The following is a 20243-nucleotide window of genomic DNA, read 5'->3' as shown; positions in this document are numbered from 1 at the left end:
ATCGTCTGCCGGGAGAGGGACGAGATGCGCGTCTTCATCTGCGAGTACGTGACATCGGGCGGGCTGCGCGACAAGCCCCTGCCGGAGACGCTGCTGCCCGCCGCGCTGCAGGTGCGCGACGCCTTGATCCGCGACCTCGAGACCCTGCCCGGCATCAGCACCATCCTGGCCTATGACGACCGCCTGCCGAAGCCCAGCGAGGACAGCGTGCCGGTCGGCAAGGGCGACGATGCCTGGATCTGCTGGTCCGGCCTTGCCCACGAGGCCGACGTGGTGTGGCCGGTGGGGCCGGAGACCGGCGGCGTCCTCGCCCGCATGGTCCGCCTGATGAACGAGAGCGCCGAGCGGCTGATCGCCTCCTCGCCGGCGGCGATCGACCTGGTTTCCAGCAAGCTGCGCACGGCGCAGGTGCTGGCGCAGAACTTCATTCCCCACGTGCCCACCTACACGCTGGACGCGGTGCCGGCGGACCTCAAGGGCGACCTCATCACCAAGCCGGACGACGGCGCCGGCTCGGAGAACATGCGCGCCTGGCCGAGCCGCGAGGCGCTGCCGCGCACCGGCCGCCTTGTGGTGCAGCCGTTCGTCCACGGCACGCCTGTGAGCCTCACCGTCCTGGTACGTCCGGACGGGGTGACGCTGCTCGCCGCCAACCAGCTCCACTTGAGCCACCTCGTGGGCGTGCTCTCGCTCACCGGCGTGACGGTGGGCGCCATCGACGACACCGACGGCACGCTCGCGGTGCTCGCCCAGAAGGTGGTGGCGGCGGTCCCCGGCCTGTCGGGCATCATCGGCATCGACGTCATCCTCTCGCCGTCCGGCCCGCTGGTGGTTGAGGTCAACCCACGCGTGACCGTCGCCTATGCGGGGCTTCATGCGGCGCTGGGCATCAGTCCGGCGGCCTTTCTGCCGGAACTGATCCGCGACGGCCGCCCGCCGGCCATGCCCCACCTGCCCCGCCCGCGGCCGGTGGAGCTGGACCTGCGCTGAGCCGGGCAGCCGCGCGGGCGCCGGATCGGGAGAAAGGGGAGAATTTGCCCCGGTCATCTTGATCTTGCTCCCCTGAGCGGCTCCCATGGGGCGCCCTCAGGCGCCGCGGCCGGCGCGCCGGGGCGCGCGCGCCGGCTCCGGGCGCGCGGTCGGGCGCCGGCCCCAGGGCGGCGCCCGCGACAAGGGCCAGCCGCGTGAGGCATTGATGAGAGCAGATGAACCCGAAGCGGCGGCCGAGGCCGAGGCCATGGCAGCCGAAGGCCGGACCGTTCCGCGCCACGATCTCGACCGCCTGTTCGTGAAGGGCATGCCGTTCTATGCCCGCCACGGCGTCTACGAGGCGGAGCGCGAGCTTGGCCAGCGCTTCGTGGTGGACTGCGACTGCCGGCTCGACACCCGCCCCGCCGCCTGGGCCGACGACGAGGCGCTGACCATCTCCTACCAGAAGATCTACGAGCAGGTCCGCGCCGTGGCGGAGGACGACCCGGTCCACCTCATCGAGACCCTGGCGGAGCGCATCGCCACCCGGCTGCTGGACCATTTCCAGCTGCTGGAAGAAGTCAGCGTCACGGTGCACAAGCCGAATGCCCCGGTGAGCGGCATCTTCGCCGACGTCGGTGTGGAGATCACCCGCCGGCGCTGAGCGCCCGCGCCATTTGCTTTGCCCGGCGCGGCGCTCTGCGCCATAAGGGCGCCGGGTGGCGGGGCGGCCTGAAGGCGACGGCCAAGCCTCCGTGGGCACGATGCGCAGGAGATTTCGGTGAGCAAGATGGCGGCTGGCGAAAGCGTAACCCTTGAGGCCTATCTCGACCGGTGGGCCGGCGGCGATGCCGACAGGGGCGCCGTCGCAGCCGCAGTACGGGCCATTTCCGCCGCCGGCGTCGGCATCGCCGATCTGGTGGCGCGCGGACCGCTGGAAGAGAGCCTCGCCAAGATCCGCGGCGTCGACCCCAATGCCGGCGGCGACGCCCAGAAGGAGCTGGACGTGGTGGCGGAGGAGCGCATCATCGCCGCTTTGATGCCGACCCCCGTCGCCTTCCTCGCCTCGGAGGAGAGCGAGGAGCTGATCCCGGTGAACCCCGCCGGCCGCCTGGTGGTGGCGGTGGACCCGCTCGACGGCTCGTCGAACATCGACACCAACGTGTCGGTGGGCACCATCTATTCCATCCTGCCCTATGACGCGGCGGCCCATGCGAGCCCGAAGGATGCGGTGATGCGCCCCGGCCGGCACCAGGTGGCTGCGGGCTTCCTCGCCTATGGGCCGGCCACCATCCTGGTGGCGACGTTCGGCGCGGGCACCCACGTGTTCGTGCAGGACCGGGCGAGCGGCGCTTTCCTGCTGGCGCGCGAGAACGTGGAAATCCCGGCCGAGACCAAGGAATACGGCGTCAACCAGTCCAACGTCCGCCACTGGGACGCGCCCATGAAGGGCTATATCGAGGACTGCCTCGCCGGCAAGGAGGGCCCGCGCGGCAAGGACTTCAACATGCGCTGGGTGGGCTCCATGGTGGCCGACGCCTTCCGCATCTTCACCCGCGGCGGCGTCTATCTCTATCCCGGCGACAAGCGCAAGGGCTATGCGGAGGGGCGCCTGCGCCTGATCTACGAGGCCAACCCGGTGGCCTTCCTCACCGAGCAGGCCAAGGGCGGCGCCACAGACGGCCGCACCCGCATCCTCGACATCGCCCCGCACCACATCCACCAGCGCATCCCGCTGGTGTTCGGCTCGAAGGCCGAGGTGGAGACGATCGCCTCCTATTACTGACGTGATCGGGGCCGCCACGGCAGCGCCCCAATGCCCGCAGAAGACGCCCGCAAACCGGAGTTCGCCGACATGACCACGCTGATCGCCCCCTCCATGCTCGCGTCCGACTTCTCGAAGCTCGGCGAGGAGGTGCGCGCGGTGGCGGCGGCGGGGGCGGACTATATCCATCTCGACGTGATGGACGGGCACTTCGTGCCCAACCTCACCTTCGGGCCGGACATCATCAAGGCGCTCAGGCCGCACACCGACAAGGTGTTCGACGTGCATCTGATGATCTCGCCGGTGGAGCCCTACCTCGAGGCCTTCGCCAAGGCGGGGGCCGATATCATCTCGGTGCACCCCGAGGCGACGCCGCACCTCGACCGCTGCCTGCAGGTCATCAAGGGGCTCGGCAAGAAGGCCGGCATCGCCATCAACCCCTCCACCTCCGAGCGGGTGCTGGACTATGCGCTGGAGAAGGCGGACCTCATCTGCGTCATGAGCGTCAATCCCGGCTTCGGCGGCCAGGCCTTCATCCCCGAGATGCTGGAGAAGATCGCCCGCATCCGCGACCTGATCCGCGGCCGCGACATCCGCCTGGAGGTGGACGGCGGCGTGAACCCGGAGACCGGCGCGCTGTGCGCCAGGGCCGGCGCGGACGTGCTGGTGGCCGGCTCCGCGGTGTTCAAGGACGGGCCGGCGCACTACCGGGCGAAGATCGAGGCCATCCGTGCGGCTGCGGCAGGCGCTGTCGGGCTCGTTGCCTGAGCACGCCATCCCGGTCCCGGCGGCGCGCGCCCCTTGACCGCGTGAGGAAAAAAACGTTCGATCGTTTCTGCGCCCTGCCCTGCGCTGGTTCTCGGCCGAAAGTCGTTCGCGCGTCACGTTAAGTATGGTTAATTTTTCATTCTGGATCAAAATGATAAGAGCAGATCTTCATGTTTCATGGAGACTGCCACTCCGGTCCTGGGAGGACATAAATGTCCGTCGCCGCGCCGCGCTATGACGCGCTCGTCCGAGCCTTCCGCTGGCAGATCCCCGCCCGCTTCAACATGGGCGTCGCCTGCGTCGATGCCCATGCGGACGGCTCAGGCAAGCCCGCTCTGGTGTTCGAGGAGGAGAGCGGCACCGTACGCGCATACTCCTTCGACGAGGTTAAGAGCCTCACCAACCGCTTCGCCAACGCCCTCCTCGCCCAGGGTCTCAAGCGCGGCGACCGGGTGGCGGTGTTCCTGCCCCAGGCGCCGGAGACGGCCATCGCCCACCTCGCTGCCTTCAAGGCGGGGCTCGTCTCGGTGCCGCTGTTCACCCTATTCGGCGACGAGGCGCTGGAGTTCCGTCTCGCCGCCTCCGGCGCGAAGGCGCTGGTGACCGATCTGTCCGGCCTCGCCAAGCTGGAGCGGGTGCGCGACCGCCTGCCGGACCTCGCCACCGTCTACCTCACCGGCGGCGCAGCCGCGCCCGGCACGCTCCCGTTCGACGCGGCCCTGGCGCGGGCGAGCGACGCCTTCACGCCGGCCGACACCGGGCCGGACGATCCCGGCATCATCATCTTCACCTCCGGCACCACCGGGAACCCCAAGGGCGCCCTGCACGGCCACCGGGTGCTGCTCGGCCACCTGCCCTGCATCACCTTCATCCACGAGGGCATGCCCCGGCCCGGCGACCTGCACTGGACGCCGGCCGACTGGGCCTGGATCGGCGGCCTGTTCGACGTGCTGTTCCCGAGCCTCTATCTGGGCGTGCCGGTGCTCGCCCACCGGGCGAAGAAGTTCGATCCCGAAGCCGCCATGGACCTGATGGCGCGCCACAGGGTGCGGAACGTGTTCCTGCCGCCCACCGCGCTCAAGCTGCTGCGGCAGGCCGACGTGCGGCACGCGGGCCTTGCCCTGCGCTCGCTGCTCACCGGCGGCGAGAGCCTCGGGGCGGAGCTGGGCGCGTTCGTGAAGGAGCGGCTCGGCGTCGAGGCGCGCGAGATCTACGGCCAGACCGAGTGCAATTTGGTGGTGGGCTCGAACTCGGACTTCTTCCCCATCCGCCCCGGCGCCATGGGGCGGCCCATCCCCGGCCACGACGTGCGCATCGTCGACGAGGACGGCCGCGAGCTGCCCGACGGCGCCGAGGGCCAGGTGGGCGTGCGCAAGGGCGATCCGGTGATGATGCTGGAATATTGGCAGAACCCGGAAGCCACGGCGGCCAAGTATGCCGGCGACTTCCTGCTCACCGGCGACATGGGCCGGCGCGACGAGGATGGCTACCTCTGGTATGTGGGCCGGGCCGACGACGTCATCACCTCCGCCGGCTACCGTATCGGGCCGGGCGAGATCGAGGACTGCATCCTCAAGCACCCCGCGGTGGCGCTGGTGGCGGTGGTGGGCGTGCCCGACCCGCTGCGCACCGAGGCGGTGAAGGCGTGGGTGGTGCTGAAGGACGGCGCCGCCGCCACCGACGACCTCGCCCGCGATATCCAGGATTTCGTGAAGACCAGGCTCTCGGCCCACGAATACCCGCGCCACGTGGCGTTCACGGACACCCTGCCCATGACCGCGACGGGCAAGATCCTGCGGCGGGAACTGCGCGCGCGGGGCTGAGGGCCCCGCCGCCGGCCTCCCCGGCCCGAAGGACGGGCGGCTCAGCCCTTCATGGCCTCTTCCATCGCCTTGCCGAGCCCCTTGAAGGAGACGGGGAGGATGATGGGGCTGCGCGAGCCGTTCTCGAACGTGAACTCGCCCTTGCCGGCGCTGCCCTTGAGCGCGTCGAGCTGCTCCTTGGTCAGTTCGACCGAGGCGATGCAGTGCTGGCCGCAGCGCTTGTAGGTGAGCGTGATGTCGGCCACGTTCGGCACCTTGAAGACCACGTTGGCGGGCAGCCACACGCCCGGCGGGACGAGGACGATGAGGCGCACCGGCCCGTCCTTCTCCGCCCGGACGGCGATATGGGCGAGCACGCCCTTGAGGTCGGTGGTCTGGAGCGTCTGCACCGCCTCGCACTCGGGCTTGGCCGCGCCGCCCTTCTTGCAGCGCACGGTCCAGTCGTCGTGCACGGTGCGCGTCTCGGTCGCCGGCGCAGCGGCCGTCGCGGGGGCGGCGGGCGCGGCCGACTGGGCGGAGGCCGGGGCGGCAAGCGCGAGCAGCGCGAGCGCGGCGCCGGCCAGAGACGGAAGACCGAGACCCCTGCGCGAGAACCTGTTCATCACTGTGCTCCTTGCCCATCCCGAGCGCACCGGCCGATGGGCCGACCCGGCGCCCGCTGTCCGGCGGCGCCTGTGCGCACCGGGATATCCGACCAGCCCCCCGGCAGGCAACCGGAATTGGCAGGAAAGGCGTTTCCCGCGCGCAGGCTCGACCTTTTGCCCGCAAGCAGGCATTCATCCCTTGCCGTCAGGCTGCGCGCGCCAGCGCCGAGGGAGGCCGGTTTGGGTTCGAGACGGGTGCTGCTCGCCTGGGAACTGGGCGTAGGCTACGGCCATTCCATGAAGCTCGCCCGCATCGGCAGCCGGCTCGCCGCCGCCGGGCACCAGGTGACGGCGGCGTGCAGCCGGCCGTTCTTCGCGACGCCGCTGGACAAGGCGGGCATTCCCGTCCTGGTGGCGCCGGAGACGACTCCCGCAGACTTCCGGCCCATCCCCGCGTCTGCGACGCTCACGGATTCGCTCGCCCAGGCCGGATTGCTGGACGAGCAGGCCATGCGCCGGGCGCTCGCCGGCTGGCGCGCGATCATCGACCAGACCCGGCCGGACCTCGTCATCCTCGACTATGCCCCGATGGCGACGCTCGCGGCGCGCGGCCGGGCCCGGACGATGCAGTCCGGCGTCGGCTTCTGCCTGCCGCCGCAGCACCTTGAGGCCTTCCCGCTGCTCCACGCCTTCACGCCGCCCATGGCGCGGGACGCGGACATGCTCGACGCCGTCAACCGGGCGCTCGCCGCCGAAGGGCTCGACGCCATCGACCGCATCGGCGCCCTGTTCCAGGCCGACGACGCCTTCGTCACCACCTTCCAGCTGCTCGATCCCTATGCCGACGTGCGCCCGCGCCCCGCCGACGGGCCGCTGATGACAGAGCCCATGCGCGAGCGGCGGCCGGGTGCGGATCGCATCTTCGCCTACCTCCATATGGACGTGATCTGCCGGCCGGGCGTGATGGCGGCGCTGCAGGTTCTCGGGCCGATGCTGGATATCTACACCCCCTCGGCCTCCCCGGCGGCGGTCGCCGCTTTGCGCGCGGCCGGAGTGAGGGTGCATGGCGAGGCGCAGCGCATGAGCGTCGTGCTGGAGCGCGCACGCCTGGTGCTGCACCAGGGCAATGCGGGGGTCGCCGCGGACGCGCTGGCGGCGGGGGTGCCGCAATACACCCTGTGCCAGCATGTGGAGCACTATCTCAACGGCGAGGCCATCTCCGCCGCGGGCGTGGCGCGCAGCCGGCTGCTGTTCGATCCCGGATACATGCCCGACCCCACCGACATCCTCGCCTTCGCGGAGGACGCGGATGCCGCCGAACTGGCGCTCGCCGCCGGCCGGATGCACCGGGCCATGCTGGAGGAACGCCCGCCGCTCGAACATCTCGTCGAGCGCTGCCTGGCGCTGCTGGCCGCGTGATGCGCCTCAGCAGTAAGGCGGAATGCAGGTCGGCGGCGGGGGCGGCGGGGTAACGGGCGGCGGCGGCGAGTTGATCGGCGGGGTGGTCGGTGGACCGCCGGCCAGATTGCCGCCGCCGCCAGTGCCCGGAAAGCCGGGAAAGTTCGGAAAGTTGGGCAGGTTCGGCCAGTTGGGCAGGTTCGGAAAGCCGGGGAAGATCGGCCCCGGATTGGGGTTGCCCCCGCCGCCATAGCCGCCGGGACCGTAGCCGCCTGGGCCATATCCGCCCGGCCCATAGCCGCCGGGACCGTAAGGCGGAGGCGGCACGTAGACCGGGACGAGGACGTTGGTCTGCCCCTGCTGCGAGGCCTGCTCGGCCACCGTGTCCACCTGGTTCTGCAACTGGGTGTTGAAGTAGCGGCAGGAGACCGCGGCGAGGTCCATGGTGGTCTGGCCCTGGGCCGGCATGGAGCACGGGCCGCCGGCATTGGGGGCGAGCCCCGCGAGGTCGGGCGTGGTGCCGGGACGCCCGCCGGTCTGCCGTCCCTGGCTCAGCGTCTTGGCGATCAGCGCGTCGATCTCGGCCTGGGTCACGCGCACCGGGCCGGAGACGCCGTTCGGGCCGATGACGACCATGAAGCCCGGCCGGCGCACGACGATGGGCTCGCCCGAGGGCCCCTGCACCGTCAGCGTGCCGAACTGGAGGATGGCGCGGGTCTCCCCGCCCAGATGGGTGATGCCGGCGACGCCGCCGCGGATGCCGATGGTGGCGACCGGGGTCTTCACCTCGGCGCCGCCGGTATGGCTCGCCGCCCCACCCACGAAGCGCACCGCCCCCTTGGTGAGGGAAAGCGCCATCGAGCCGGCCTTCTTGTTGGGATCGTAGACGAATTCGTCGATCACCAGGTTCGAGCCGGGGCCGATGTTGAGCGTGGTCTTGTCCACGAACATCACCTGGACGCTGCCGGTGTCGGAGGTCTGGATGCGCTCGCGGTGGATGATGCTGGAGCCGAGTTCCAGCACGCGGGCGCCGCCTTGCCCGGTCGCGCGCGGATTGACCGCCGCGGCGGTGCCGACCTGCGGGTTCTGCGCCAGCGCGGGGGCGCCGGATGCGGCGACCAGCGCGAGCGAGGCGACGGAGGCGAGGAGCCGGGCGGGAGTGCTGATGGGCATGGCGCGTCCTCCTCAGAACCGGACGTTCGGCCCGATCGACACGCTCAGATTGTCGAACGAGTAATTGGGCAGGGACGAGCTCGCCCAGGTGTACTGCACCTGGGTCAGAAGGCCGAACTGCTCATGGATGGGAACGTCGAGGGCGAGGCCCACGCGGTACTGGTCGTCGGTGCGGGGAATGAAGCGCGAGACGAAGGGGTTCGCCGCGTCATAGCCGTAGTAGGAATAGCCGACCGAGGGGATCACCACCCACCGCTTGACGCCCCACAGGCCCTGGAATTCCACCGGCAGCGCCAGATCGGCGTTGAAGTTCTCGTAGGCATACCAGGACACGCTGGCATCGGCGTCGTTATAGGCGATGCGCGCGCGCCAGCCCACGCCCTCGGTGATGCGGCCGAACAGGCCGGCGCCCACCGTCCACATGCCGCCGCTCTGGAAGCCGGCGGTGGGGTAGTCGACGCTGTTCTGGTAGTCGCGCTGGCGCGCCTCGACGAACGGCTCGATGGAGAAATAGGGGCTGAACGGCAGATAGACCGACACGCCGGCGCCGTAGGAGCCGAGATAGCTCGCCCCGCCCAGCGAGATGCCGCCGGCGAGCACGTAGGGTCGCACCGAGGAGCCGGGCAGCGCATCCGGCGCGAGCGCGAAGCGCGGGCCGGTATTGGCCTCGACGAAGCCGAGATTGAGCCGCTGGATGTCGAACTGCTGGGAATAATAGAGGTTGAGATTGGTTTCCCAGACGTCGCCGCGCTGGTTGCCGAAGTCGTAGACGTGCCGCACCGTGGCGAGGCCGAAGACGTTGCCGTCCGCCTTGGAGGCGTAGCTCGGCGGCAGCAGCGCCGCCACGTCGTCGCCGATGACGATGCGGCTCGACGGGCCGTAATTGGCGTTCGACTGGTAGCGCACGCCCGCCTGGGCGTAGACGCTCCACTGGTTGGTGGAGAGCCGGCGCTCGACCTCCTCCAGATAGGCGGTGACGTTGGCCTGCTCGGCGGGGCTCAGCATGCCGTCGCCGTCGATCGGCTGAAGATAGGCACGCGCGCTCTCATAGGCGCCGAGCCGGTAGTAGAGCCGGCCGAGTTCCAGCCGCACCCGCACCACCTTGGGATTGTAGAACAGGATGCGCTCGTAGACGCCGATGGCCGCCTCGTAGTCGCCGAGCTGGGTGGCCCGGGCCGCCAGGCGATAGGCCAAGGCGACGTCCGCGGGGCGCTTCAGGGACTCGTGGAACAGCGTGTTGAACTCGGGGTCGGCGTCGGCCGCCGCCGTCTGCTGCGCCGATGCGGGCGCCCCCGCGCCCAGGAGCAGGAGGCAGGACAGGCCGAGGAGCGCCGAGGCCCGGGTGGCCGCCTGAAGCAGCGAACGGGCCCGGCTGGTGCGCGCGTCGCCCGACCTTCCGGTCCACGCGACGTTGAGCGTCGAATGCATGAGATCAGAATCCGGCTGTTGTCGCCGGCAAGGCCCGCCCCTTGCCTTAACCCCTTCTTAACATCTGAGGCCCGGCAAGGGGATCGTTGGTTGTCGTTAGGGTTACGATTTGGTGCCGCTTTGTGGCGTGTCCGGCATTTTTGCAACAGTCAAGCTGCACCTTTTTACCGTCCGCGACCGATGCCCGCCTGGTGCCCGGCTGCTCCCAACCCTGTCAGCGCGCGGGTGGCGAGGCGGCGACCGAGGCCGGCACCGCCGGCGGGTTCGCAGATACGCTCATCGGCGGCTTGGCGGACGCGATCGCCGCCGGCGGCTTCGCGAGGATGCCTGCGGCGACGAGATCGGCAAGGCAGGCATAGCCCTGGTCGCCCATATGGAAGCGGTCCAGCGCCATCAGGCCGTCGAACACCCTGGGCTGCGCCTCGGCCCAATGCTTCATGACGGCGTAGCGGTTGACCAGCGCCGCCCCGCGGGCCGCCGTCGCGCGCTCCACCGCCGCCACGAATGTCTCATAGTGGTTGAGGTTCAGGATGGCGCGGAAATACTGCTGGTCGATCACGATGGGCACCGCGCCGGCCGCGGTCACCGCGTCGAGGCCCCGGAGAACCAGCGCTTCCAGGCCCGCCGGATTGCCGCCGAACAGCACGTCGTTGGTGCCCACCTGCCAGATCACGATGTGCGGCGGCTCGGGCGCGGCCATGGCGGCTTCCAGCCGGCGCAGGGTGGTCGGCCCGGTCTCGCCGGAAATGCCGGCATTGGTGACGGTGACGGTGCGGGGGCCGAGCGCGGCGGAGAGGCGGGCGGCGAGCTGGTTGGGATAGGTCAGCGCACTCTGCGACGCGCCGAAGCCGGCGGTGCTGGAGGAGCCGATGGCCATGATGCGCAGCGGCCCGCCGGCGCCGAGGGACGCCACGTCGCGGGGCAGCGTAAACGGCGGGCTGCCGGCGGAAATCTCGAACGGACAGAGGCTTTTGCGCTGGTCCGACGCCTGGGCGGAGAGCGGCATCGCGACGATGCCGAGGGCGAGGGCGGCGCGGGCGGCGGCCCGTGGCACAGCTGAGCAAACGGAGGAGAGGCCCATGATGGCGGAAGACTCTGCAGGCGGAAGATGCGGCGGTGCTTTCCCTTAAGCACCGAATGCGGCCGCAACAAAACGAATTCGCGGCTGCAGCGCAGTAATGGCCGTTCCGCAGCGCCGCAATTGCGGCTCCGCTCCGGCTGCGAACGGCGGGCGCTTCTTTGATAAGCTATTGGGAAATCTGGCGGGAGTGACGGGGCTCGAACCCGCGACCTCCGGCGTGACAGGCCGGCGCTCTAACCAACTGAGCTACACCCCCGAGCCGGCGTCCGCTGAGGCGGTGCGCCGGGGAGAGCGGCGTGGTAAGGCACCCCCCGCCCCAAGTCAAGCAAGCCCTGTGCATTTCCCGGCGGTTTTTGCGCACCGTCCGCTGGGCCGCCGCGCGGGGCGCGCGCCAAGGCGGGACGAGACAAGAAAATCCCCCCGGTCCCGCGAAAATCCCGCCTGTTCTCGACAATTCCCGCTCGGCAAGTCCCGTTGCCGAAACACGGCGTCCGGCGCGCACCGATTCGGGCGATCGGGGGTCATGGGGCGGGAGGGACTGGTGGGCGGTGACGGGCTCGAACCGCCGACCCTCTCGGTGTAAACGAGATGCTCTACCAACTGAGCTAACCGCCCCTGCCCGCCCTTAAACCACCGCGCGGCGGGGCGGACAAGAGCGGGCTCCGAGCGCACCCGCGATCGGCATCCGGGCGGCCGGGCAGCATGGCGACAGCGCGCGGCCCGGCCCGCAGCTTTCCCCCTCTCCGGCCCTCCCCCGCAAGCGGGAGAGGGAGCGCGCCGGGCCGTCAGCCGGAGCGCCGCCGCCGCGCAGCGGGAGCAGCGCCCAACCGTTCGGCAAAGGACCGCCACGTCGCAGAAGCCCCCACCGAGGCGGGCCCTCGCCCGCCTCGGCCTCCGCCTCACGGCAGATAGCGCACCTTCGGCGGCAGGCCGCTGAGGCCCTCCCCGCCGGATGCGGTCACGAGGGTCGGATATTCCAGCCGCAGGCCGCCGACGCCGGGCACGTAGAGGTGGGTGCCGAGCGCGATCACCATGCCCTCCTGAACCGTGTCGGTGCTCGACGGGTTCACGAACGGGCGGGTGCGGGCGCAGGTGCCGAGGCCGTGGCCGAACAGCGGCAGGCCGAGCGCGCCGAAGCCGTGGCGGGCGAACACCGCATGGCCCTCAAGGGCGCAGTCCTTCACCGCCCGGCCCGGCCGGAGCGCCGCGAGCATGGTGGCGGCCACCTCCTCCCAGCAGGCGGCGATGGCGGCCTGCTCGGCCGTCGGCGTGCCGAGAAACACCGGCAGCGACAGATCGGAGAGATAGACCCCCACCATGGAGTGCAGGTCGATCACCACGAACTGGTCGCGCCTTATCACCGCGTCGGTGGCCTGCTGGGTGACGCCGCGGGCATAGGCCGAGCGGTCGCCCGCGCCCACCTCGGTGCCGCCGGTGATGGCCCAGGCCCAGGAAGAGCCGGCATCGCGGATCGCCGCCTCCACCACGCCAGCGACGTGATTCTCGCTCACCCCCTCGGCCACCGCCGCGGCGCCGGCCTCGAAGCCGGCGGCAGCGACCACGGCCGCCTGCCGCAGGAGCGCGATCTCGGCCGGCGACTTGATGAGCATGAGGTCGTCGATCCAGTCGACGCCGTTCACCAGCTTCGCCTCGGGCAGGGCGCGGCCGAGCGCGAGATATTCGCCGGCCGTGAGCATGCCGGGCGCCACCTGCGCGGCGCCGGGATGCTCCAGGTCGACGCCCACCGGCAAATGCGCGAGGCCGTGGCGCGCGAGGATCGCGGCTACTCCCTCCACCAGCGCCGAGCCGGTGAATTCGGTCACGGTCTGCGCGCAGCCCTCGGCGCGTGCGCGCTCGGCGTCCATGGCCCAGTAGACCATCTCGCAATGGCCCTCGCGGGTCACCACCACGGCGCCGCGCCAGGGCATGAACACGCCGCCGAGATAATGCAGCGCGCCGAGGCGGGTGCCCACATAGGCGCCCGCCCCTTCCGCCTTCACGCGGGCGGCGAGCGCGGCGACGCGGGCGGCGAATTCCGCCTTGGGGATCGACAGGGGAACGGAATGGAAGGTCATGGGGCTCACTCCACCTGCGCGCCGGAATCCTTCACCGCTACCGCCCAGAGCTTGGTCTGGTCGGCGATGAAGGTGCGGAAGGCGTCGGGCGTGGAGCCCACCGGCTCGGCGCCCTGGGCGATCAGCGTCTCGTGGATCTTCGGGTCCTTGAGCGCCTCGGCGACCGCCTTGGCGAGCGTGTCCACCACGGGGCGCGGCGTGCCCTTGGGCGCAACGATGCCGATCCAGCCGAACGCCTGGTAGCCCTTGAGCCCCTGCTCGGCGATGGTGGGCACGTCGGGGGCGATGGGCGAGCGGGTGGCGCCGGTGACGCCGAGCGCCTTCAGCCTGCCGGCCTTCACCAGCGGCATGGCGGTCATCAGCGAATCGAACATGATCTGCACGTGGCCGCCGGCGAGGTCGGTGAGCGCGGGGGCGCTGCCTTTGTAGGGCACGTGCGGCATGTCCACCTGGGCCTGCGAGCGGAACAGCTCGCCGGTGAGGTGCATGGAGGTGCCGCTGCCGCCGGAGGCGCGCAGCACCTTGCCGGGATTGGCCTTGGCATAGGCGATCAGCTCGGGGACCGTGCTCGGCGGGAAGTCCGCGTTCGCCACCAGAACCAGCGGGTACTGCACCAGCTGCGACACCGGCTCGAAGTCGGCGATCGGGTCGAACGGCATCTTCTTGTAGAGCGTCTGGTTGATGGCGTGGGTGCCGATGGTGGCCACCAGCAGCGTGTAGCCGTCCGGCTCGGCGCGGGCCACCTGGAGCGCCCCGGTATTGCCGCCGGCGCCCGGCACCGGCTCGACGATCACCGGCTGCTTCAGGCTCTCCGTCATCTTGTCCGCCACCATCTTGGCGGTGATGAAGGTCGGCCCGCCGGTGGCGGCGGGCACCACGAGCTTGATGGGCCGGGTGGGGAAGCCGTCCGCCAGGGCGGCCGCCGGCAGCAGCGCCGCCAGGGCCAGAACCGGCACAAGTCGCTTGAGAAACATGAGCACTCTCCCTTGATTTGTTCGTTGTACGAACATATGATCGATGTACGAACATCTTAGAGGGAATGGAGGCGGCTGTGAAGCAGCTCTGGACCGCCGCCGACATCGCCGCCTGGCCGAAGGGCGGCGACGGCTTCGTGGAGGCCTTCGCCAAGGGGCTGGCGGTGATGTCGGCGTTCGAGGGCGCGGACGGCGGGCTCACCATGGCCCAGGCGGCCCAGCGCACCGGGCTGCCGCGCGCCGGCGCGCGGCGCATGCTGCTGACGCTGGTCGCCCTCGGCCTTGCCCGGCAGAGCGCGGACGGGCGGTTCTCCCTCACCTCGCGGGTGCTGCGGCTCGGCTATTCCTATCTCTCGTCGCTCGACATCGCCGAGCGCGCCCGCCCGGTGGTGGAGGCGCTCTCGGCGGCCACCAACGAGACGGTGGCGGTCTCCGTGCTCGACGGCGCCGAGGTGACGTTCGTGGCGCGGGCGGACGTGGCGCGCATCCTGCGCAACCGGCTCTCGGTGGGCAGCCGCCTGCCGGCCTTCTGCACCTCCATGGGGCGGGTGCTGCTGACCCAGCCGGCGCCGGATGCGCTCCGGGCGCTGCTCGAAGGCACGGAGCGGCCGGCCTATACCGGGCAGACCCTCACCGGCATCGCCGACCTGATGGCGGAGATCGCCCGCGTGAAGGCGCAGGGCTGGGCGCTTGTGAGCGAGGAGCTGGAGCCGGGCGCGTGCGGCATCGCCGCGCCGATCCGCGACGCGGACGGCACCGTGGTCGCCGCGCTCAATCTCAGCACCAATCTCGGGCGCACCTCGCGCGCGGCGCTGGAGGGCGACCTGCTGGAGAAGCTGCTGGCGGCGGCCGAAGGGCTGTCGGCGGCGGGAGGATGAGCGGCGCAGCGATGCGCTCTGAGGGCGCCGAGGACGGCGGCATCGCACCGCAAGGCGCGGCCAGCCATGCCATGCGCCGAGATCGGCCGCACGCGCCCCGCGCCGTCATGCCCGGCCTTGTGCCGGGCATCCACGCCCGGCGGCTGCAAACCATCCTGAGATGTCGGGCTCGGCGGCTCCCGCGTGGATGACTGGGACGCGCCCGGCAAATGCCGATGAGCGGTGCGCCGATCAGAAGATGCCAGCGGGAGATGTGCAGGGGGATGCGGGAAGCGGGATACTTGCTGTTGCCGCGTTGCGCGCCAGGCCCGTAGGGGCGGCGCGCAACGCGTGCAACGTGCGTCAGATCAGGGGATCTGACCGCGCGGAGCCTCAGCCGTTGACGGCTTCCTTGAGACCCTTGCCGGGGGTGAACTTCGGCGCCTTCGACGCCTTGATCTTCACCGGCTTGCCGGTGCGCGGGTTGCGGCCTTCACGGGCGGCACGCTTCACCACCGAGAAGCTGCCGAAGCCGATCAGCTTGACTTCCTCGCCCTGCTTGAGCGCCTTGGCGATGATGTCGAAGGTGGCGTCCACCGCCGCAGCCGCGGCCGTCTTCGTCAGCTTGGCCTCTTCAGCCACCGCGGCGATCAGTTCGTTCTTGGTGGTCATCTGACCATTCCCTTCCGTTGAATACACTCGAATCGCGCGGGTTCGAGCCCTAGGCGATCGGCGCGAAGCTTCACGGAAAATGCGGCTTTTGCAAGCGTCATCGACGACAAACCCGCACCAGTGCACGATTTCCGCATGTGCGGGTGCGAAAAGAAACGGGGCGGCGCGTGGTGCGCGCCGCCCCGTCACATCACTTAACCCTTTGAAATCGCTCAGTGAGCGACCACGCCGGGGGTCTCCTCTTCCGCCACCGGAGGTTCGGGCGCGTTGACCGGCCGCTCCTCCCAGGTGATGGGCTCCGGACGGCGCACCAGCGCGTAGCCGAGCACCTCGTCCATGCGCGAGACCGGAATCACCTCCAGCGCGTTCTTCACGTTGGCCGGGATGTCCGCCAGGTCCTTGGCGTTCTCCTCGGGGATCAGCACCCGCTTGATGCCGCCCCTGAGGGCCGCGAGCAGCTTCTCCTTGAGGCCGCCGATGGGCAGCACCCGGCCGCGCAGCGTGATCTCGCCCGTCATCGCCACGTCGCGGCGCACCGGGATGCCGGTCATCACCGAGACGATGGCGGTGGCCATGGCGACGCCCGCCGAAGGCCCGTCCTTCGGGGTCGCCCCCTCGGGAACGTGGACGTGGATGTCGCGCCGCTCGAACAGAGGCGGCTCGATGCCGAAGTCCACCGCCCGCGAGCGCACGTAGGACGCCGCCGCGGAGATGCTCTCCTTCATCACGTCGCGCAGGTTGCCGGTGACCGTCATCTTGCCCTTGCCGGGCATCATCAGGCCCTCGATGGTGAGCAGTTCGCCGCCCACCTCGGTCCAGGCGAGGCCGGTGACGACGCCCACCTGGTCCTCCATCTCCGCCTCGCCGTAGCGATAGCGGGGCACGCCGAGGAAGTCCTCGAGGTTCTTCGCCGTCACCTTCACGGTCTTCTTCTTGGAGACCACGAGCTCCTTCACCGCCTTGCGGGCGAGGGTGGAGATCTCGCGCTCCAGGTTGCGCACGCCCGCCTCCCGCGTGTAGCGGCGGATGAGGGTCATGAGCGCCTCGTCGTCGATGGTCCACTCCTTCGGACCGAGGCCGTGCTTGGCGATGGCGTTGGGGATCAGGTGCTTGCGCGCGATCTCCGCCTTCTCGTCCTCGGTGTAGCCGGCGATGCGGATCACCTCCATGCGGTCCAGAAGGGCCGGCGGGATGTTCAGCGTGTTCGCCGTGGTCACGAACATCACGTTCGAGAGGTCGTAGTCGACCTCAAGATAGTGGTCGTTGAAGGTGTGGTTCTGCTCCGGGTCCAGCACTTCGAGCAGGGCCGAGGACGGGTCGCCGCGGAAGTCGGCGCCCATCTTGTCGATCTCGTCCAAAAGGAAGAGCGGGTTCGACTTCTTGGCCTTGCGCATGGACTGGATGACCTTGCCCGGCATGGAGCCGATATAGGTCCGCCGGTGGCCGCGGATCTCCGCCTCGTCGCGCACGCCGCCCAGCGCCACGCGCACGAACTCGCGGCCCGTCGCCTTGGCGATGGACTTGCCGAGCGAGGTCTTGCCGACGCCCGGAGGCCCGACGAGGCACAGGATCGGCCCGGTGAGCTTGTTGGCGCGGCTCTGCACGGCGAGATACTCGACGATGCGCTCCTTGACCTTGTCGAGGCCGTAGTGATCCGTGTCGAGGATCTCCTGGGCGAAGGAGAGGTCCTTCTTGACCTTGCTCTTCACGCCCCACGGGATCGACAGCAGCCAGTCCAGATAGTTGCGCACCACGGTGGCCTCGGCCGACATGGGCGACATCTGGCGCAGCTTCTTCAGCTCGTGGGTGGCCTTCTCGCGCGCCTCCTTGGTGAGCTTGGTCCGCTTGATGCGGTCCTCCAGCTCCTGCAGGTCGTCGCGGCCCTCCTCGTCGCCCAGCTCCTTCTGGATCGCCTTCATCTGCTCGTTGAGGTAGTACTCGCGCTGGGTCTTCTCCATCTGCCGCTTGACGCGGGTGCGGATGCGCTTCTCCACCTGCAGGACGGAGATCTCGCTCTCCATCAGGCCGAGCACCTTCTCCAGCCGGTCGGCGACCTTCACGGTCTCCAGCACCAGCTGCTTCTCGGGGATCTTCACCGCGAGATGGGAGGCGATGGTGTCGGCGAGCTTGGAGTGGTCGTCGATCTGGCCGACGACACCCACCACCTCGGGCGACACCTTCTTGTTGAGCTTCACATAGTTCTCGAACTCGTTGACCACCGAGCGCGCGAGCGCCTCGGCCTCCACCGCGTCGCCCTCCTCGTCGGACAGCGTGATGGCCTCGGCCTCGTAGAGGTCGGCGCGCTCGGTGTACTTCACCACCTGGGCGCGGCTGACGCCCTCCACCAGCACCTTCACGGTGCCGTCGGGCAGCTTGAGAAGCTGGAGGACGGTCGCCAGTGTGCCGACGCGGTAGATGGCGTCGGCCGCCGGATCGTCATCCGAGGCATTCTCCTGGGTGGCGAGCAGGATGTAGGTGTCGCCGCGCATCACCTCTTCCAGGGCACGGATCGACTTCTCGCGGCCCACGAACAGGGGAACGATCATGTGCGGGAAGACGACGATGTCCCGCAGCGGAAGCACCGGGAAGGTCTGAGACACTCCGGCAACGAGCGGGGGACGCGGCTTCGGGCTCGTCATTGGGCAATCCTTTCAGAAGCTGCACACGCGAAAACGCTGCCGCGCGTGCACGCGGCCGGAGACGGGTGTCGATTTTCAATGCTGACGCGGTTTTGAGGGAGAACGCGTGGTCCGCTCTGCCTGCGCTGCAGGCCGAGCGGCGCGTGCTCCGGGCCGCTGGAGACACGATCTTCGAGCCCCGAGACCGGAACTTTCGAAACGAAGATGGAGAGGCTACCGACCCATTTCAAGGGCGGGACGGGGGCGCATCCCGCCCGGCGCCCAGCCCCGCGCCGCGCGGGCGCGGGGGTGGCGGCGCGGCGACGGCCGGCCCTCAGCCGGTCGCCCGTCGCGCCCGCCGTCTCGTCCCAAGCGCCCGCCTGCCCCGCGCACGTCATGCGGGGATGCACGGTGGGCCCGAGGGCGTCACGCACTGGCGCCTGCATCGCCCACGCGGTCCGCATAGATGTAGAGCGGGCGCGCGTTCTGCTCGACGACTTCCTTGGAGATCACCACCTCCTCGACGCCTTCGAGGCCGGGCAAGTCGAACATGGTGTCGAGCAGGATGCCCTCCATGATCGACCTGAGGCCGCGGGCGCCGGTCTTGCGCTCGATCGCCTTGCGGGCGATGGCGCCGAGCGCCTCCTCGTGGATGGTGAGGTCCACATTCTCCATCTCGAACAGCCGCTGGTACTGCTTGACCAGCGCGTTCTTCGGCTCGGAGAGGATCTTCTTCAGCGCCTCCTCGTCGAGGTCGCCCAGCGTCGCCAGCACGGGCAGGCGGCCGATGAACTCCGGGATGAGGCCGTACTTCAGCAGGTCCTCGGGCTCCACCTCGCGGAACACCTCTCCGGGACGGCGATCCTCGGGCGGGGCGACCTTGGCCTGGAAGCCGATGGAGGTGGACCCCTTCGAGCGCGACGAGATGATCTTGTCGAGCCCGGCAAAGGCGCCGCCGCAGATGAACAGGATGTTTGTGGTGTCCACCTGCAGGAATTCCTGCTGCGGATGCTTGCGGCCGCCCTGGGGCGGGACCGAGGCCACCGTGCCTTCCATGATCTTCAGCAGCGCCTGCTGCACGCCCTCGCCCGACACGTCGCGGGTGATGGACGGATTGTCGGACTTGCGACTGATCTTGTCGATTTCGTCGATGTAGACGATGCCGCGCTGCGCCCGCTCGACATTGTAGTCGGCCGCCTGGAGCAGCTTGAGGATGATGTTCTCCACGTCCTCGCCCACGTAGCCGGCTTCGGTCAGCGTGGTGGCGTCGGCCATGGTGAAGGGCACGTCGAGGATGCGCGCCAGCGTCTGCGCGAGCAGCGTCTTGCCGGAGCCCGTGGGGCCGATCAGCAGGATGTTGGACTTCGCGAGTTCCACGTCGCCGTGCTTGGTGGCGTGGTTGAGGCGCTTGTAGTGGTTGTGCACCGCCACGGAGAGGACCTTCTTCGCGTGGTCCTGGCCGATGACATAGTCATCGAGGACCTTGCGGATCTCCTTCGGGGTGGGGATGCCATCCCGCGACTTCACCAGAGAGGACTTGGACTCTTCCCGGATGATGTCCATGCACAGCTCGACGCACTCGTCGCAGATGAACACGGTCGGTCCGGCGATGAGCTTCCTGACCTCATGCTGGCTCTTGCCGCAGAACGAGCAATAAAGCGTGTTCTTGCTGTCGCTGCCGCCGGTCTTGCTCATCTCACGTCTCCTGCGGTCCGGCGGTTTCGGCGGCGCGTGCGCGTCCCCTTCCTACGGACCCGATTGGGGATTGGACCAAGCAAGAAGCTCGCCAATCCCGCATTCCTTCATTGCGGTCAGCCTGAGCCAACCACCCTCTGGCGACACGATCAAGGCAGACGGCAGGGTTTCCCCCGGAAGGTCGTGCTTCCGGATAACAAGGAGTGCCGCCGCGCACCCGGTCCGCATCGTTCCCGGCATCGGCCCGAACCTTGGGCACCGTCGCGGCGCAGCCCCTCGACGCTGAGCGGGGGAGGCCGACGACGCGACGTGTCGATGCCGGCTATGGACCATGCAAGCGCGATCTTGCACTGCACGCAAGCG

The 20243-nt window shown here is 69.7% G+C and carries 16 protein-coding genes and 2 tRNA genes; 7 read left to right on the top strand and 11 right to left on the bottom strand.

Annotation, left to right across the window (positions count from 1 at the left end):
- Positions 1–24 precede the first annotated feature (24 nt).
- From D9R14_RS05585 to D9R14_RS05565, 5 genes are all read left to right on the top strand, one after another.
- Positions 25–990 carry an ATP-grasp domain-containing protein gene (locus D9R14_RS05585; RefSeq protein ID WP_121622314.1) on the top strand — a complete coding sequence of 322 codons (966 nt, stop codon included), beginning with the start codon at positions 25–27 and terminating at the stop codon, positions 988–990.
- Between the two features lie 205 nt (positions 991–1195).
- Positions 1196–1633 carry a dihydroneopterin aldolase gene (folB, locus tag D9R14_RS05580; protein ID WP_121622429.1) on the top strand — a complete coding sequence of 146 codons (438 nt, stop codon included), beginning with the start codon at positions 1196–1198 and terminating at the stop codon, positions 1631–1633.
- Between the two features lie 126 nt (positions 1634–1759).
- Positions 1760–2755 (top strand): class 1 fructose-bisphosphatase, encoded by a 996-nt coding sequence (locus tag D9R14_RS05575; RefSeq protein ID WP_121622428.1) that lies wholly within the window; start codon positions 1760–1762, stop codon positions 2753–2755.
- 30 nt (positions 2756–2785) lie between these two features.
- Positions 2786–3502 (top strand): ribulose-phosphate 3-epimerase, encoded by a 717-nt coding sequence (gene rpe, locus D9R14_RS05570; protein WP_245420572.1) that lies wholly within the window; start codon positions 2786–2788, stop codon positions 3500–3502.
- Positions 3503–3714: 212 nt separating this feature from the next.
- A complete protein-coding gene (locus D9R14_RS05565) occupies positions 3715–5325 on the top strand; it encodes an acyl-CoA synthetase (protein WP_121622313.1) in 1611 nt (536 codons plus the stop codon).
- Between the two features lie 41 nt (positions 5326–5366).
- Here the strand turns inward: D9R14_RS05565 and D9R14_RS05560 are convergent, their stop codons facing one another.
- On the bottom strand, positions 5367–5927 hold the full coding sequence (locus D9R14_RS05560) for an invasion associated locus B family protein (protein WP_170168512.1): 561 nt from the start codon (positions 5925–5927) through the stop codon (positions 5367–5369).
- A 222-nt stretch (positions 5928–6149) separates the two neighbouring features.
- Here D9R14_RS05560 and D9R14_RS05555 point away from each other — a divergent pair, with 222 nt between their 5' ends.
- Positions 6150–7328, top strand: a complete 1179-nt coding sequence (locus D9R14_RS05555) for a glycosyltransferase family protein (protein ID WP_147452953.1) — start codon at positions 6150–6152, stop codon at positions 7326–7328.
- Positions 7329–7334: 6 nt separating this feature from the next.
- On the opposite strand, the gene D9R14_RS05550 is transcribed toward D9R14_RS05555, so the two are convergent.
- The 7 genes from D9R14_RS05550 to D9R14_RS05520 form a co-directional block, all read right to left on the bottom strand.
- Entirely contained in the window at positions 7335–8480 is a 1146-nt protein-coding gene (locus D9R14_RS05550; RefSeq protein ID WP_121622310.1) for a FecR family protein, read from the bottom strand.
- A 12-nt stretch (positions 8481–8492) separates the two neighbouring features.
- The gene (locus D9R14_RS05545) at positions 8493–9908 is read right to left on the bottom strand and encodes a tetratricopeptide repeat protein (RefSeq protein WP_121622309.1); all 1416 of its coding nucleotides are present in this window, start codon (positions 9906–9908) and stop codon (positions 8493–8495) included.
- A gap of 214 nt (positions 9909–10122) precedes the next feature.
- Positions 10123–10989: an SGNH/GDSL hydrolase family protein gene (locus tag D9R14_RS05540; protein ID WP_121622308.1), complete on the bottom strand. Its 867-nt coding sequence runs from the start codon at positions 10987–10989 to the stop codon at positions 10123–10125.
- Between the two features lie 179 nt (positions 10990–11168).
- Positions 11169–11245: transfer RNA gene (locus D9R14_RS05535), tRNA-Asp, on the bottom strand.
- A gap of 283 nt (positions 11246–11528) precedes the next feature.
- Positions 11529–11604 (bottom strand) — tRNA-Val (locus D9R14_RS05530).
- A gap of 284 nt (positions 11605–11888) precedes the next feature.
- Positions 11889–13064, bottom strand: a complete 1176-nt coding sequence (locus D9R14_RS05525) for a M24 family metallopeptidase (protein WP_121622307.1) — start codon at positions 13062–13064, stop codon at positions 11889–11891.
- Between the two features lie 5 nt (positions 13065–13069).
- Positions 13070–14038: a Bug family tripartite tricarboxylate transporter substrate binding protein gene (locus D9R14_RS05520; RefSeq protein WP_121622306.1), complete on the bottom strand. Its 969-nt coding sequence runs from the start codon at positions 14036–14038 to the stop codon at positions 13070–13072.
- Positions 14039–14115: 77 nt separating this feature from the next.
- Here D9R14_RS05520 and D9R14_RS05515 point away from each other — a divergent pair, with 77 nt between their 5' ends.
- Positions 14116–14916 (top strand): IclR family transcriptional regulator domain-containing protein, encoded by an 801-nt coding sequence (locus D9R14_RS05515; RefSeq protein WP_245420570.1) that lies wholly within the window; start codon positions 14116–14118, stop codon positions 14914–14916.
- Positions 14917–15288: 372 nt separating this feature from the next.
- Here D9R14_RS05515 and D9R14_RS05510 read toward each other — a convergent pair whose 3' ends face one another.
- From D9R14_RS05510 to clpX, 3 genes are all read right to left on the bottom strand, one after another.
- The gene (locus D9R14_RS05510) at positions 15289–15567 is read right to left on the bottom strand and encodes an HU family DNA-binding protein (protein WP_121622304.1); all 279 of its coding nucleotides are present in this window, start codon (positions 15565–15567) and stop codon (positions 15289–15291) included.
- A gap of 212 nt (positions 15568–15779) precedes the next feature.
- Positions 15780–18206: an endopeptidase La gene (gene lon, locus D9R14_RS05505; protein ID WP_121622303.1), complete on the bottom strand. Its 2427-nt coding sequence runs from the start codon at positions 18204–18206 to the stop codon at positions 15780–15782.
- Between the two features lie 405 nt (positions 18207–18611).
- Positions 18612–19880, bottom strand: a complete 1269-nt coding sequence (gene clpX, locus D9R14_RS05500) for an ATP-dependent Clp protease ATP-binding subunit ClpX (protein WP_121622302.1) — start codon at positions 19878–19880, stop codon at positions 18612–18614.
- Positions 19881–20243: the final 363 nt, after the last annotated feature.

Source organism: Xanthobacter tagetidis, assembly GCF_003667445.1.
Lineage (GTDB): Bacteria > Pseudomonadota > Alphaproteobacteria > Rhizobiales > Xanthobacteraceae > Xanthobacter > Xanthobacter tagetidis.
Note: the sequence above shows the minus strand (reverse complement) of the source record. Positions and strands in the feature narration are given on the sequence as shown.

Coding starts and splice junctions, on each gene's coding strand:
- D9R14_RS05585 (WP_121622314.1), top strand. CDS start 25: ATGCGCGTCTTCATCTGCGAGTACGTGACATCGGGCGGGCTGCGCGAC.
- folB (WP_121622429.1), top strand. CDS start 1,196: ATGAGAGCAGATGAACCCGAAGCGGCGGCCGAGGCCGAGGCCATGGCA.
- D9R14_RS05575 (WP_121622428.1), top strand. CDS start 1,760: ATGGCGGCTGGCGAAAGCGTAACCCTTGAGGCCTATCTCGACCGGTGG.
- rpe (WP_245420572.1), top strand. CDS start 2,786: ATGCCCGCAGAAGACGCCCGCAAACCGGAGTTCGCCGACATGACCACG.
- D9R14_RS05565 (WP_121622313.1), top strand. CDS start 3,715: ATGTCCGTCGCCGCGCCGCGCTATGACGCGCTCGTCCGAGCCTTCCGC.
- D9R14_RS05560 (WP_170168512.1), bottom strand. CDS start 5,927: ATGAACAGGTTCTCGCGCAGGGGTCTCGGTCTTCCGTCTCTGGCCGGC.
- D9R14_RS05550 (WP_121622310.1), bottom strand. CDS start 8,480: ATGCCCATCAGCACTCCCGCCCGGCTCCTCGCCTCCGTCGCCTCGCTC.
- D9R14_RS05545 (WP_121622309.1), bottom strand. CDS start 9,908: ATGCATTCGACGCTCAACGTCGCGTGGACCGGAAGGTCGGGCGACGCG.
- D9R14_RS05540 (WP_121622308.1), bottom strand. CDS start 10,989: ATGGGCCTCTCCTCCGTTTGCTCAGCTGTGCCACGGGCCGCCGCCCGC.
- D9R14_RS05525 (WP_121622307.1), bottom strand. CDS start 13,064: ATGACCTTCCATTCCGTTCCCCTGTCGATCCCCAAGGCGGAATTCGCC.
- D9R14_RS05520 (WP_121622306.1), bottom strand. CDS start 14,038: ATGTTTCTCAAGCGACTTGTGCCGGTTCTGGCCCTGGCGGCGCTGCTG.
- D9R14_RS05510 (WP_121622304.1), bottom strand. CDS start 15,567: ATGACCACCAAGAACGAACTGATCGCCGCGGTGGCTGAAGAGGCCAAG.
- lon (WP_121622303.1), bottom strand. CDS start 18,206: ATGACGAGCCCGAAGCCGCGTCCCCCGCTCGTTGCCGGAGTGTCTCAG.
- clpX (WP_121622302.1), bottom strand. CDS start 19,880: ATGAGCAAGACCGGCGGCAGCGACAGCAAGAACACGCTTTATTGCTCG.